This is a genomic window from Bacillus timonensis, from assembly GCF_004799755.1.
Lineage (GTDB): Bacteria > Bacillota > Bacilli > Bacillales > Bacillaceae_L > Ferdinandcohnia > Ferdinandcohnia timonensis_A.
On sequence record NZ_SLUB01000042.1, the window covers coordinates 25,026 to 38,487 of the forward strand.

Sequence of the window (13,462 nt, forward strand, 5' to 3'; positions counted from 1 at the left end):
TTTCCAAAAATAATGCTTTTATCTTACTAGGAGGTTCCCATGGCCAGAAAAAGTCAAAACGGATCAAGCGTATTTATTATTTCATTAATCCTTACCCTTATTTTTATTATTTGGGGTGTCTTTTTTACAGATAATCTCGCTCATGTCACTGACATTATCTATAATGGTTCAATTGATTACCTCGGATGGGTATATCTAGCGGCAACCTTATTTTTTGTGATCTTCTCTATATTTTTATTGTTTTCGAGATATGGTGATATTCGGCTAGGTAAAAAAACAGACCGGCCTGATTTCAATACCGCTTCTTGGCTTGCGATGTTGTTCGGTGCAGGGATGGGAATAGGAATTGTCTATTGGGGTGTTGCCGAACCAGTCACCCATTACACTAGTCCTCCCTATGGTGAGCCTTATACGGTTGAGGCAGCTAATACCGCAATGAAATATACCTTTTTTCATTGGGGTCTCGACCCTTGGGCGATTTATACAATCATTGGTTTAGCTCTTGCTTTTTTTCAATATAATAAAAAGCTTCCCGCATCGATAAGTTCGGCATTCTACCCCATGCTGGGCGATAGAATCTACGGACCGATCGGAAAGACCATTGATATACTATCTATTTTCGCAACTGTTTTTGGTATTGCTACATCCTTAGGCCTTGGTGCCATGCAAGTTACGGCTGGAATGCATGACATATTCGGAGTTCCTAATGGGTTAATTGTCCAGCTAATTGTGATTGCAGTCGCAACAGTCCTGTTTACAATCTCCATTAATACAGGCTTAGAGAGAGGAATCCAATACTTATCAAATGCTGCAATGATTTTATCGTTTGCGATTATGCTCGCGATTTTAATTTTGGGACCAACTTTGACTGTTATAAAAGTATTTTTTAATACAACAGGTCTCTATATTAGTGACTTTATTCATATGAGTTTAAGGTTACAGCCTTTTGGTACAGGGGAATGGATTGCATCATGGACGCTGTTTTATTGGGCTTGGTGGATTGCCTGGGCGCCATTCGTCGGAATGTTTATTGCTCGCGTTTCTAAAGGAAGAACAATAAGAGAGTTTGTCATTGGCGTCTTAATTTTCCCTACCCTTGGAACATGTCTTTGGATGTCCATATTTGGGGGCTCTGCATTAGAACTTGTTCAAAACACAGGTAATCATGATCTAGCAACACATATTACTGAAAACGTTTCATTGTCCATCTTTACATTCTTTGATTATCTCCCATTAAGTTCTTTGTTAAGTATTTTGGGGTTTGCTGTAGTTGCGATTTATTATATAACAGTTGCAGACACAGCCACTTTTGTACTTGGTATGTTAAGTGAAGGTGGAACATTAAATCCTTCCAATAAAATTAAAGTCACGTGGGGCGTTATTCAATCAGCTTTAGCTGCTGTACTGCTTTTAGCAGGAGGATTGGAGGTATTGCAAACAGCCTCTATTGCAGCAGCGCTTCCTTTTACAATTATCTTGATTGTCATGTGCTTCTCGTTATTAAAAGGTTTAAAAAGTGAAGTTGACGTACAAAGAGGAAATAAAAATATGACTCGCTCCATAAAGAATTGATTGCACAAAAAATCTCCTTGATGATATCTTTCCAAGGAGATTTTTTATTGTTATCTTCCAAATAGAACCACTCTTATATAGAACCGAAAAGGACCAGCCTCCCTCCTCTGTATGCTATAATAGTCTAATAGTTTTGCGCACCAGGAGGTTTCATAATGAAAATAAATAAGGGCATCTTATTTGTACTATTAGGTGCTGGATGTTTTGGTTTCACACCGGTTTTTGCCAAATTAGGGTTCAGCTATGGCTATTCCCTTGGCCAAATTAATATCGTTCAAATGATTATTTCTTCATTTGTATTATGGTCGATCACTCTAATTAAACGCCCTAGTTTTAAAGGGCTAAATAAGAGGAATATCCCTCAAATTATGATAACCGGTTGTTTTATCGGATTAACAAGTATTTTTTATTATGGTTCGATGCAATATTTGCCGGCCTCATTGGCTATCATTTTAATGTTTCAATTCGTTTGGATCGGCATTATTTTAGAATGGATTTTCAGCAAAGTAAAACCCGCACCCATCACGATTTTATCGATCGTTTTCATTTTGATTGGGGTCTTTTTTGCTTCCAATATAGTAAACGGCAATATCCAGGGACTCCCTTTTAAAGGTTTCCTATTTGGGATTCTTTCTGCGTTTACGTATGCTGGGTTTATTTTTTTCAGCGGAAAGGTCGCCGTAGATGTAGATCCATTAACTCGAACTTCCTTAATGGCAACTGGGTCGACCATCTTAATTCTTATCCTTTTCATGCGTGAAATACCATCTGTACTGCCACTAGAGACAGACTTATTAGCAGTTACAGTAGGTGTTTCACTATTTGGAGCTGTTCTTCCCCCACTCTTTTTCGCAGTGGGCTCACCATTGGTTCCTGGTGGAATTGCGAATATATTAACATCCATTGAATTGCCCATCGCTATCCTATCAGCCAGCCTTATTTTATCTGAAACGGTTACGGGGCTTCAGTGGGTAGGTACAATTATTATATTAGCAGCGATTACGTTAAATGAACTTGGTAGTAGACTTCATAGAATAAGAAGGAGACATGTTGAAGGGTAGCGTTTTAGAAGATTTGTAAAAACACCTTCATCCTTAAAGCGTCAAAGACATAGAATAGTCTTTGACGCTTTTTAATAAAAACCATTTATACCTTTTTAACAAACTCTGATTTTAATTTCATTGCTCCAAACCCATCAATTTTGCAGTCGATATTATGATCTCCCTCTACCAAACGTATACTTTTTACTTTGGTACCTTGCTTTAGTGTGGATGAACTTCCTTTTACTTTAAGGTCTTTTATAACCGTTACAGTATCTCCATCATTTAATATATTTCCATTTGCATCCTTGACTACTTTATTATCTTCATTATTCTCCACTTCTGACCCTTGAGCCCACTCATGACCACATATTGGGCAAACCAATAATGCTCCATCCTCATAAGTGTATTCAGAATTACATTTTGGACAATTTGGTAGATTGCTCATAAATTTAATTCCTCCATTAATTATATTGATATCATCCATTACATAGTAGCATACTTTTATGCTATCTTATTACCCCCGGTATCCCTTTTTAAATACTTCTAGAAATATTCTTGCAATATAATTGCCATAGATGTTACCAAATTATCACCTCCCTGTTCTTTGTCTAGCAAAAATCTATGTTACGATTATTGAAAATTAGCAACTAAAGAAACATGGAGGGTAAAAGAATGCTTAAAAAAATGGTCTCAATTTTGGCGGGTACTGTGCTCTCAGTAACAGTAAGTGCTAATGTACAAGCATCAACAATTACAGTTCAAAAAGGAGATACACTTTGGGATCTCTCGCGTGCAAATAACTCATCCGTAAAGAATATTAAAATGTTAAATCAACTTACGACAGATCTTATCCATCCTGGGGATAAACTTACTATAGTACCCGAAAAACAATATACAGTTAAGCAAGGCGACACATTATGGGACATAGCAAGGGATCATCAGGTTACGGTTTCTCAATTAAAAGAGTGGAATCAATTACATACTGATCTTATCCATCCTGGATTAAATCTAGTAATCTTTGAAGGTGTAAAAGGAACGGCTGCTGTTACTGCGGAAAAACCGGTACAGTCTGTTGAAGTATCAACAAAGGTAAGTGCAAGTTCAACACCAGCTGTTAAAACACAACAGGAAACGACAGCTACAGCACCAACAACTGAAACTGCAAATACTAGTACCGCCGCATCGCCAGCTACCGAAACAAGTAAGACAAGCTCAAAGGAATTTTTAATGGAAGCTACAGCTTACACCGCGACTTGTGAAGGATGCTCAGGCATTACATCAACTGGAATTAATCTATTAGAAAACCCGAATGCAAAGGTGATCTCAGTTGACCCATCTATTATTCCTCTTGGCAGCAAAGTCTATGTGGAAGGCTATGGAGAAGCAATTGCGGGAGACACGGGTGGAGCCATTAAAGGTAATAAAATTGATGTCTTTATTCCTTCTAAACAAGAAGCCATCCATTTCGGCAGAAAACAAGTGAAAGTCACTATTTTAGACTGATTCAGTATCAGCTTTGTTTTAGGTAGGACACTGCAAAATCATGAAATTCGAGGTTTTGCAGTGTTTTTCTTTATAAAATGTAAAAAGCCACTCTTTTGTGGCTTTTACAAAGGATCTTATTTAATGGCTCTCTGCGTTATTCAAACCATTCAATCGAACTTGGTTCAATATTAGAGCACCAATCATTTGAATAATCGTCTTCACAATAATTTGCCCTAAAATAGCCGCCGGTACAGCCTCCCATGGTAGAATATTAGCTCCAAGTGGACTTAAACCAACCACTACAAAAATAACAGAATCAAGAAATCCTCCAACAATTCCACTATAGAACACGCGCCATGCTATTGGTAGTTTCAATCTCGTATAAATTTCTGTATCAGCTGATTCGGACACAATAAATGAAATGGCCGAAGCCACCACAATCAACAATGTATCCCCCAGCATGAATGATACCAATGCTGATAAGATTAAAGCTATGAAAATAAATAAATATGTTTTCCCTCTCCCATATTTATGTTGCACCAGGTCCCGGAGAATAAAGGTCGCTCCAACCAACAGCGTCCCCATTGGAACGATAAAAACTCCAAACTGTAATGGCGCTAATGCTGCTGTTACCACATTCGCGGTAACAATCGATAACAAGTAAAATAGTATTCTCATGATATTACTCCTCTAAGTTTGATTTCCCTAAGTAAAATTCATCTAGTCCTTTTTTGCGCAATTTGCACGCAGGGCATTCTCCACAGCCATCTGCGATTACACCGTTATAGCACGTTAATGTTCTTTCCCGGACAAATTCAAGTGCTCCAAGCTGATCAGCAAGCTCCCAAGTTTGTGCCTTATTCAACCACATCAACGGTGTATCAATCACAAAGGAAGCGTCCATCGATAAATTTAACGTTACATTCAACGATTTCATAAAAATATCTCGGCAATCAGGATATCCGCTAAAATCTGTTTCACTAACCCCTGTCACGATATGCTTTGCCCCTACTTGACGCGCTAAAACCCCAGCAAATGAAAGGAAGAGCAGATTTCGACCAGGCACAAAGGTGGATGGCAACTCGCCATTTTCTCCCTCTTCTATCTTTATATCATGTCTCGTCAATGCATTCGGAGCAAGTTGATTCAGAAGTGACATATCAAGAATATGATGTTTGACACCAAGTTCTGCTGCTATATCTTTTGCACATTGGATTTCAAGACGATGCTTTTGACCATAATCAAAAGTCACGACTTCAACCTCTTCAAAACGTTCCCTTGCCCAAAACAAACATGTTGTGCTATCTTGACCTCCACTAAACACAACAATTGCTTTTTCTCTCTTCATTTCAAAACCACCTTTTAACGAAAAAACAGCACCCTAAGAAAAAGTGCTGTTTCTTAGTTTTTTTAAGAGGGTAGCTAAAAACCTCTTTCTGCATTCAATTCTTTTTATCGATTATCGATTTTTTCAGGATTTAAGTCATGGTTCATTAAACGGTAATTCGCCATTTCCTCATATTTCGTTCCTGGCTTCCCATAATTACACCATGGATCAATCGAGATACCTCCACGTGGAGTAAACTTCCCCCATACCTCGATATACCTTGGATCAAGTAATTTGATTAGATCGTTCATAATGATATTGACACAATCCTCATGGAAATCACCATGATTTCTAAAACTAAATAAATATAATTTTAATGATTTACTCTCAACAAGCTTTTTATCTGGAATATATGATATATATATTGTCGCAAAGTCCGGTTGATGTGTAAGTGGGCATAGACTTGTGAACTCTGGACAATTAAATTTCACAAAATAATCACGATTTGAATGAAGATTATCTACTGCCTCAAGTACCTCTGGTGCATATTCAAATGAATATTGAGTATTTTGATTACCTAATAGTGTTAAATCTTTTAAACCTTCTTCATGGCTTCGGCCAGACATAAAAAAACCTCCTTGTAAATGTATCCCAACACTTGCCAAAAGAGGTTTAGCCTATCATTCTATAAAAGACGTATGTAAAAACAGAAAAAGCCACATCCGCTTATGGACATGGCACTTGTCATGTTTCCATAGTTTTTTATAGAGGGTATCCGCTATGAACCTCTCCCATATTCGCCTGGGCATTCTTTACTTCAATCAATATATAATATTTAGATAAGAACGTCAAATGGAAATTTAAGTCGTTGCTGCTGAAGAAGCTGCTGCCTGGTCCGCCTTCACACAATCGATTGCGACAACGATTGCAATAATAATTGCTTCCATCTCTTCATTCAATATTTGAACTCTGTAGCTATCGCCCCATGTGAACCACTCTTTGCTCACTTTTCCGACAACTTGTCCATGCTGTACTACTTGAAAATCCATATCCCACCAATTGCCATGTACCTCAATACCTGCTGCATCAATCGTATAACGGGCTTTAAAGAAAGAAAACTCCTTTTTAATCGTTAACACTTCTCGACCGTTCACCTCTACGAAAAACTTGGGTAACCAGCTGAATACCTTTTTTGTAATGAGTGCAACTTCATCTCGTTTTGTATTCATAATGGAGAAGGTCTTAGGAATTTTCATAAAGCTTCCCTCAACAAAATAGACATCTTTCTCCTGCTGATCTTTGACTGTAAACTTGCCACTTAAACTAAAAACCTTTTGTTTTATATACAGTTGTTTCATCCAATCCTCCCCTTTATATTCGGTCATAAACACTACTTTCTAGTATCAATCTTTTTTACCTGACATATGAATCCTTATATCAATATGTTCTGCATATTTTCCCAGAATACCTTCATAATGAAAAAGGTATACAACTAAAGATAGTTGCATACCCGACTAATCCACTCAATTTAAAAGAACACTCTATTTTACATAATTACGAAGTGTTCCGATATGTTCAACATCCACAGAAATAACGTCTCCTGATTTCATTGGACAGCTACCAGAAGGAGAACCAGTAGCGATTACATCCCCTGGCTCCAGTGTCATAACGTTCGAAATCCAACTGATAAGATAAGGAATGGACAAAGACATCTGATTCGTATTGCCTTCTTGTACCACTTTCCCGTTTAACGTTGTAACAATGTTTAAATTGGTTGGATCCACTCCTGTTACAATCCAAGGACCCAATGGCCCAAATGTGTCGAAACCTTTACCTCGTGTAAATTGGGGATCCTTTTTCGTTAGGTCCCGAGCTGTTACATCATTAAATATCGTATAGCCCAAAACGTAATCCAAAGCTTCATTTTCCCTAATATTTTTCCCGCGTTTTCCAATAATGAGTGCCAGTTCTCCTTCCATTTCTACCTGCTGCGTTAGGTATGTAGGAGGAAGAAGAATTTCACCCTCGTTAGGAATAAGGGAAGATGTAGGTTTTAAAAATAAAAAAGGCTCCTTGAGATTGGCCTTGCCCCCAGTTTCCTCTGCATGTTGTGCGTATGTCCATCCAAAGTTAATCACCTTTTGAGGTCTAACTGGCTCTAGTATTTTCACATCTTTAACTTTTACCTTTATGCTATCAAATGTGAACTTCCCACTTATAATGTCATCAAAATGACTAGATAACTGTAAAATTTCGTCATCTTCTACGATCCCATAATATACTTGGTTATTTTGATTCTGATAACGAACGATTGTTTGCGTTTTTTGCAATAACCTCATACTCATACATGTACCACCCGATTTTGTCATTTACTCTATTAAACTAGTTCGTTCCTCTCTTTTATAGTAACCAAAATCTCCGAAAATGAAAACGTTTTCTCAATAAAGTTATTTTCGGCAATTAAATACTATTTTGTACATATTGTTCACAGAGTATTTGCGTTTAAAAGTAATTTCTAGCAAACATATACTAGAATCTTTAATAGAAAAACAAAGCAAAATTGGATTACCCATGGTTGATAACTGAATTCGGATTTGATGAGGTCTTCCCGTGTGAAGATTCACAGAAAGTAGACTAAATCCTTTTTTCGATTCCATAACCTCGTAATCTAGCACTGCCTTTTTAACATTGGGATGTGTTGGAGGGACAACGAATACCTTATTTTTCTGACGATCCTTATGAAGATAATGTACAAGCTGCCCCCTTTTCTTGTTTAGGGTTCCATGAACAACTGCAAAATAATTTCGTTCGATCACATGTCTTCGAAACATATCCGATAATCTAGAAGCCGCCTTAGACGTTTTTGCAAATACCATGGCACCCCCAACGGGACGGTCTAAGCGATGTATCAGTCCTAAATACACATTACCAGGCTTTTGGTAGCGTATTTTTAAATCGTTTCTTAACATTGTTAACAAATCAAGGTCTCCGCTACTATCTTCTTATACAGGAATATTAATTGGCTTTTCTACCAAAAGCAGATGATTATCCTCATACAAAATAGGAATTTTCATAAAATCTCTTCTCCTTAAGGCATATTGCATCTATCATAACATCTTTGTAAGAAATATTCGCCAATTGCCTACATTCCCTATATAATGTTATCCTATGTTTTCAGCTATTGTGGTGACCGTGAACCTTATCCATATTTTTTCATCATTCTAGAAACGATGTCTGGGTACTTTTTCTAAAATATGGGCAAAATATCCATTGCAGTCATAAAAAAAGAGGTTGCTATGCGAGCGGTAACGATACTGGAAGCATATACATCATGTTTAAATCATCAGGAGGTTACATATGCAATATGTTATTTCAATTTTAGGTATTCTTGTTGTCTTATTTTTAGCTTGGCTAGCAAGCTCCAATCGAAAAAAGGTAAAAGTTAAACCTATAATCACAATGCTTATCATTCAAATCATCTTATCGGTGTTCCTATTAAATACGGAATTTGGGCTTATCCTTATCACGGCCATTTCAAATGTATTTAACAAACTGCTTGAATATGCAAGCGAAGGTATTTCCTTTGTATTTGGCGGCATGGCAAACGAAGGAGAGGCCCCCTTCTTTTTAACTGTCTTGTTGCCCATTATATTTATTTCTGTATTAATTGGGATTCTCCAGCATCTGAGAATTCTACCGCTTCTGATGAAGGGAATCGGATGGCTCTTAAGTAAAGTGAATGGGATGGGGATCCTTGAATCATATAACGCAGTTGCTTCATTAATGGTGGGACAATCAGAGGTTTTCATCACATTGAAAAAACAACTAGGCCTTCTTTCAAAACAGCGTTTGTATACTCTTTGTGCTTCGGCGATGTCAACTGTATCCATATCCATAGTGGGCGCGTATATGACGATGCTTGAGCCAAAATATGTTGTCACAGCTTTAGCTTTAAATTTATTTGGTGGATTTATCATCGCTTCTATTATTAATCCGTACGAGGTACAACCAAATGAAGATATGTTAGAGATCCAGGAATTTAGAAGGCAATCCTTTTTTGAGATGCTCGGGGAGTACATCCTTGATGGTTTTAAGGTTGCTATTATTGTCGGTGCTATGTTGATTGGGTTCATTGCGTTAATGGCGGGAATCAATCACGTGTTTGAACTCATATTTCATATTTCCTTCCAGCAAATTTTAGGTTATCTATTTGCTCCAATTGCACTCATTATGGGAATTCCACTATCAGAGGCCGTGAGTGCCGGGGGAATTATGGCGACTAAACTCGTGACGAATGAATTTGTCGCGATGTTGGATTTATCCGGAGGCAATCATGACTTTAGTACCCGCACAATTGGGATCCTATCTGTGTTCTTGGTTTCGTTTGCCAATTTCTCATCCATCGGCATTATTACCGGGGCGGTCAAAAGTTTGAACGAAGAACAAGGAAATGTCGTCGCAAGTTTTGGTCTGAAGCTCTTATATGGTGCCACACTTGCGAGCATTCTTTCAGGCATCATCGTTAGTTTAGTATTGTAAATATATAGCCAGGAACCCACTACTAGAGTAGTGGGTTCCTTTTTTGAGCTTGACTATATAAGGGGTGAATTAAAATCCATTAACAAAGTTATCTATGGTTTCCCTTTCATCTTCCGTTAGTTCCCTTTTTACGTGCTTTTCGTATTCCTCTATTATTTTCGATTTATCACCATCGAACATTTCTGTAAATTTCGCAACGGTTCTAAGCTTGGCAACTTCCTGATTATATTCTTCTTTTGAAATCGGCCGTTGGTGCGATGGAATATATGTATCTGCATCAAATAATTCTAATTCGTCTAAAAGCGCAAGTGTTGTCTTAACCGTATAGTTATCCTTTTCCGAAAAAATATCAGGATATATACAATCGCCAAGAAATAGAATCTTTTCTTCTTTGATATACACAATGACTGAGTCCGCTGCGTGATCTCCCCCAACGTGTTGAACGACACATGTTATCCCGCCGAGGTCAATTTCTATTCGTTTTTCTATGGTTATATCCGGCAAGACAATCTTTATATCTCGGTGATCTTTATATTCATTCTTAATAGCCTTTGCACAAAATTCAATTTCTGTTCCTTCTCTTACTCGCTCATCTATCGCCTCGTCCGACCATGAAAGCGGAATGAGCTTTTCCATTTCCTTTTTTGTTTTTGCAGAAGCAATTGAAACTGTGTTCGGTAACGCTGAAAGACCAAAGATGTGATCCCAATGCCAATGAGTAAGCACAACCATATCAGGTTGTTCTAACTCACCTTTCATTGTTTCTTTCATAAAATAATGGGCATGGTCTTCCGAGTTACCTGCATCAATCATTAACGTCTTGTTATTTCCAACCACCATTCCTAAAATAGGTCGGTCAGTCTCCGATATTGGAGTAATATACCAAAAACTCTTTCCTATCTTGTTAATTGAGTGCATAACGGGGTGACTCCTTTCTTTTATCACTATCTTTCTTCAAATTGCAGTTATTTACTCCATTCTCAAATGGCAAAAAACCTGCATTTACTTATAGTACCGCTCTTGTGTGATTTCGGAAAAAGTTTTACTTTCAATTTAATTTTAGCAAGTTAAAATTGGGGCACCTTCGAAAGCCTTCCCAGTTAAATTTAGTTCCCCTCGGCTCACTCCCATACTGTTGATGTAACTCCAAAGTTATCATTGAACCTAAAATGCGGTCAGTCCACCATTGCAAATCCCCTCTGAACTGTTTCAAAATTTATGAATCTTTTAAGATTTGTTGACATAGGAATAATTTGGTATTGTTTTTGGAAATTGGTAGTTTTGCAAAAATCGGTGGCTTTCAAGGAAAGGTGATGTGACTGTGAATATTCTAGAGGTACGGAATTTAAAGAAATCCTTTGGTTCCATTCAAGCCGTTAAAGATATTAGCTTTTCTGTAAAAGAGGGAGAAATTTTTACCATTATCGGACCAAATGGGGCAGGAAAAACAACAACGCTTGAGATGATTGAAGGCTTGGTTACACCGGATCATGGAGAAATACAATTTGGGGAATTGAACTGGAACAAGCACGCAATAACTATAAAAAAGAAAATTGGGGTACAGCCGCAATCTAGTGCCATGTTTGATTTATTGACACCTGAAGAAAATTTGAATCTATTTGCTACATTTTATGATAAGGCACGGTCAACAGAGGAAATTCTGAAATTGGTTAATCTGACCGAACACCGTAAGAATCAAGTCAAAAAATTATCTGGTGGTCAACGGCAACGACTTGCAATCGGGCTTGCCATGATTAGTGATCCCGAAGTCGTATTTCTGGATGAACCAACAACCGGACTCGATCCCCAGGCACGACGTAATGTTTGGGAGATTATTCTTGAGCTTAAGAAATTGGGGAAAACGATTATTCTCACCACACATTACATGGAAGAAGCGGAAAAACTTAGCGACAGGGTGTGCATCGTTGACCAGGGGTTGATCGTAACCTTGGACTCCCCTACTGGATTAATCGAAAAATTAACAAATGAAAGAGAGGTTCGATTATCCTTCCTTGATGGCGAGAAAGCCGCTTTTGATGCAGAGCTTTTTGCAAAAGCTCTTGATTCTGTGACACGGACGGAACGTGAAGATGCTGCACTTAAGCTATGGACAATTAAACCCGAGGATTTACTGTTTGACTTATTTAAGTTTACAAAAGACAAGGAATATCAAGTCGAACAAGTTTCGATTCACGAAATGAGTCTTGAAGATGTCTTTATCGCATATACCGGTAAGGCGTGGAGGGATTAAGATGAATAATCTCAAGCAATTTAAACAAATGTTCCTTGCTCAATTAAAATTAACCTTCCGTGAAAAACAAGCGTGGTTTTGGGGAATCTTTTTCCCAATTATTCTAATGGTTATTTTTATGACGATCTTTGGCGGTGGTTCAAATGATGATTTCAGCAACAAAGTTGTTATTGTTAATGAATCTTCAAATGAAATGTCTACTATGATGGCTAGTCAATTACAACAAATTCCTATTATTGAAGTAAGTGAAAATGGTTCTGTTAGTGAAGAGAAGGCAAAAATTCTAGTAAAAGAGAAGGAAGTCGATGCTGCCATCATCTTGCCAGAATCAGCACAGGCAACATCGATTAAACTGATCGTAAACAAAGAAAATGAACAAAGTGTTTCAACCCAAGTCGTATCAGGTATCCTAGATAAATTCATTCAGCAGGCAAACTTGCAAGCAGTTGGTGCAACCCCAACCTTTGAGCAGCAATTTGAAACCATTTCCTCAGGCAGTCCGGAATTAGAGTATACTGATTTTCTCTTAACCGGAATGATTGCTTTATCAATTGCCCAAGGTGGCTTATTCGGAATGGTTGACTTAGTAGATATGCGCAGAAAAGGGTTAATAAAAAGGCTGCGGATGACCCCGGCAAAAATGGGTATCTTTGGCCTGAGCGATATGATTATGCGTCTGTTATTTAGCATCGTTCAAATCATTCTCTTAACCTTAATTGGCGTATTCATATTTGGGGTTAATCTATTTATTAATTTCCCTAGTTTATTGCTTGTTTTCTTAATGGGAGCTCTCTCCTTCAATGCAATTGGCTATTTTATTTCTTCTTTTAGCAATACCAATGAGGCTTACATGGGAGTAGCGAACATTATCAGCTTTCTGATGATGTTTGTAAGTGGTATTTTCTTTCCAATTGAAACAATGCCCGAATGGCTGCAGCCTGTATCAAATATTCTTCCACTCACCTATTTTGCAGAAGGTTTGAGAGACAGTATGGTCTATATATAAATGTCAACACAAATATGTACATTTTTGCTTGTTTAAGGATGTACAAAATTACTCATTTTCTATCGTAAAATGATCCTTTAAGCGGTAGGAATCCCCCACCATTGTCACGACTGTCGCATGGTGTAAAATACGGTCTAGAATGGCATTTGCCAGTTTAGGTTCCTGAAAGACTTCATCCCATGCTTTAAAATTTACATTTGTTGTTAAGATAGTACTTCGCTTTTCATATCGCATATCAA

Annotated in this window: 15 protein-coding genes and 1 riboswitch; of the genes, 6 read left to right on the plus strand and 9 right to left on the minus strand. The window is 37.6% G+C overall.

Annotation, left to right across the window (positions count from 1 at the left end; all coding sequences use genetic code 11):
• Positions 1 to 39: 39 nt before the first annotated feature.
• Together E1I69_RS18060 and E1I69_RS18065 are read left to right on the plus strand one after the other, a co-directional pair.
• Positions 40 to 1,572: a glycine betaine uptake BCCT transporter gene (locus E1I69_RS18060; RefSeq protein ID WP_136380953.1), complete on the plus strand. Its 1,533-nt coding sequence runs from the start codon at positions 40 to 42 to the stop codon at positions 1,570 to 1,572.
• Between the two features lie 155 nt (positions 1,573 to 1,727).
• The gene (locus E1I69_RS18065) at positions 1,728 to 2,633 is read left to right on the plus strand and encodes an EamA family transporter (RefSeq protein WP_136380954.1); all 906 of its coding nucleotides are present in this window, start codon (positions 1,728 to 1,730) and stop codon (positions 2,631 to 2,633) included.
• Between the two features lie 85 nt (positions 2,634 to 2,718).
• On the opposite strand, the gene E1I69_RS18070 is transcribed toward E1I69_RS18065, so the two are convergent.
• Positions 2,719 to 3,060 carry a zinc ribbon domain-containing protein YjdM gene (locus E1I69_RS18070; RefSeq protein WP_136380964.1) on the minus strand — a complete coding sequence of 114 codons (342 nt, stop codon included), beginning with the start codon at positions 3,058 to 3,060 and terminating at the stop codon, positions 2,719 to 2,721.
• A 227-nt stretch (positions 3,061 to 3,287) separates the two neighbouring features.
• Between E1I69_RS18070 and E1I69_RS18075 the strand changes: the two genes are divergently transcribed.
• Positions 3,288 to 4,118 (plus strand): LysM peptidoglycan-binding and 3D domain-containing protein, encoded by an 831-nt coding sequence (locus E1I69_RS18075; RefSeq protein WP_136380955.1) that lies wholly within the window; start codon positions 3,288 to 3,290, stop codon positions 4,116 to 4,118.
• Positions 4,119 to 4,238: 120 nt separating this feature from the next.
• Here E1I69_RS18075 and E1I69_RS18080 read toward each other — a convergent pair whose 3' ends face one another.
• The 6 genes from E1I69_RS18080 to E1I69_RS18105 form a co-directional block, all read right to left on the minus strand.
• A complete protein-coding gene (locus tag E1I69_RS18080) occupies positions 4,239 to 4,778 on the minus strand; it encodes a VUT family protein (protein ID WP_136380956.1) in 540 nt (179 codons plus the stop codon).
• Between the two features lie 4 nt (positions 4,779 to 4,782).
• Positions 4,783 to 5,448 carry a 7-cyano-7-deazaguanine synthase QueC gene (gene queC, locus E1I69_RS18085; RefSeq protein WP_136380957.1) on the minus strand — a complete coding sequence of 222 codons (666 nt, stop codon included), beginning with the start codon at positions 5,446 to 5,448 and terminating at the stop codon, positions 4,783 to 4,785.
• A 104-nt stretch (positions 5,449 to 5,552) separates the two neighbouring features.
• A complete protein-coding gene (gene queF / locus E1I69_RS18090) occupies positions 5,553 to 6,053 on the minus strand; it encodes a preQ(1) synthase (RefSeq protein WP_136380958.1) in 501 nt (166 codons plus the stop codon).
• A gap of 122 nt (positions 6,054 to 6,175) precedes the next feature.
• Positions 6,176 to 6,222, minus strand: a riboswitch (PreQ1 riboswitch).
• Between the two features lie 65 nt (positions 6,223 to 6,287).
• Positions 6,288 to 6,785, minus strand: coding sequence for an LURP-one-related/scramblase family protein (locus E1I69_RS18095; protein WP_136380959.1), 498 nt, complete (start codon positions 6,783 to 6,785; stop codon positions 6,288 to 6,290).
• 183 nt (positions 6,786 to 6,968) lie between these two features.
• A complete protein-coding gene (locus tag E1I69_RS18100; protein WP_242634633.1) occupies positions 6,969 to 7,772 on the minus strand; it encodes a fumarylacetoacetate hydrolase family protein in 804 nt (267 codons plus the stop codon).
• A 102-nt stretch (positions 7,773 to 7,874) separates the two neighbouring features.
• Positions 7,875 to 8,396, minus strand: coding sequence for an RluA family pseudouridine synthase (locus E1I69_RS18105; protein ID WP_431731891.1), 522 nt, complete (start codon positions 8,394 to 8,396; stop codon positions 7,875 to 7,877).
• A 388-nt stretch (positions 8,397 to 8,784) separates the two neighbouring features.
• Between E1I69_RS18105 and E1I69_RS18110 the strand changes: the two genes are divergently transcribed.
• Positions 8,785 to 9,966, plus strand: a complete 1,182-nt coding sequence (locus E1I69_RS18110) for a NupC/NupG family nucleoside CNT transporter (protein WP_136380960.1) — start codon at positions 8,785 to 8,787, stop codon at positions 9,964 to 9,966.
• A 69-nt stretch (positions 9,967 to 10,035) separates the two neighbouring features.
• Here the strand turns inward: E1I69_RS18110 and E1I69_RS18115 are convergent, their stop codons facing one another.
• Positions 10,036 to 10,884 carry an MBL fold metallo-hydrolase gene (locus E1I69_RS18115; RefSeq protein ID WP_136380961.1) on the minus strand — a complete coding sequence of 283 codons (849 nt, stop codon included), beginning with the start codon at positions 10,882 to 10,884 and terminating at the stop codon, positions 10,036 to 10,038.
• A 403-nt stretch (positions 10,885 to 11,287) separates the two neighbouring features.
• Here E1I69_RS18115 and E1I69_RS18120 point away from each other — a divergent pair, with 403 nt between their 5' ends.
• Both E1I69_RS18120 and E1I69_RS18125 read left to right on the plus strand, forming a co-directional pair.
• Positions 11,288 to 12,217, plus strand: a complete 930-nt coding sequence (locus E1I69_RS18120) for an ABC transporter ATP-binding protein (protein WP_136380962.1) — start codon at positions 11,288 to 11,290, stop codon at positions 12,215 to 12,217.
• A 1-nt stretch (position 12,218) separates the two neighbouring features.
• A complete protein-coding gene (locus E1I69_RS18125) occupies positions 12,219 to 13,223 on the plus strand; it encodes an ABC transporter permease (protein WP_242634634.1) in 1,005 nt (334 codons plus the stop codon).
• A gap of 48 nt (positions 13,224 to 13,271) precedes the next feature.
• Here E1I69_RS18125 and E1I69_RS18130 read toward each other — a convergent pair.
• A partial coding sequence (locus E1I69_RS18130; RefSeq protein ID WP_161974828.1) for an ATP-binding protein occupies positions 13,272 to 13,462 on the minus strand: 191 nt, incomplete at its 5' end.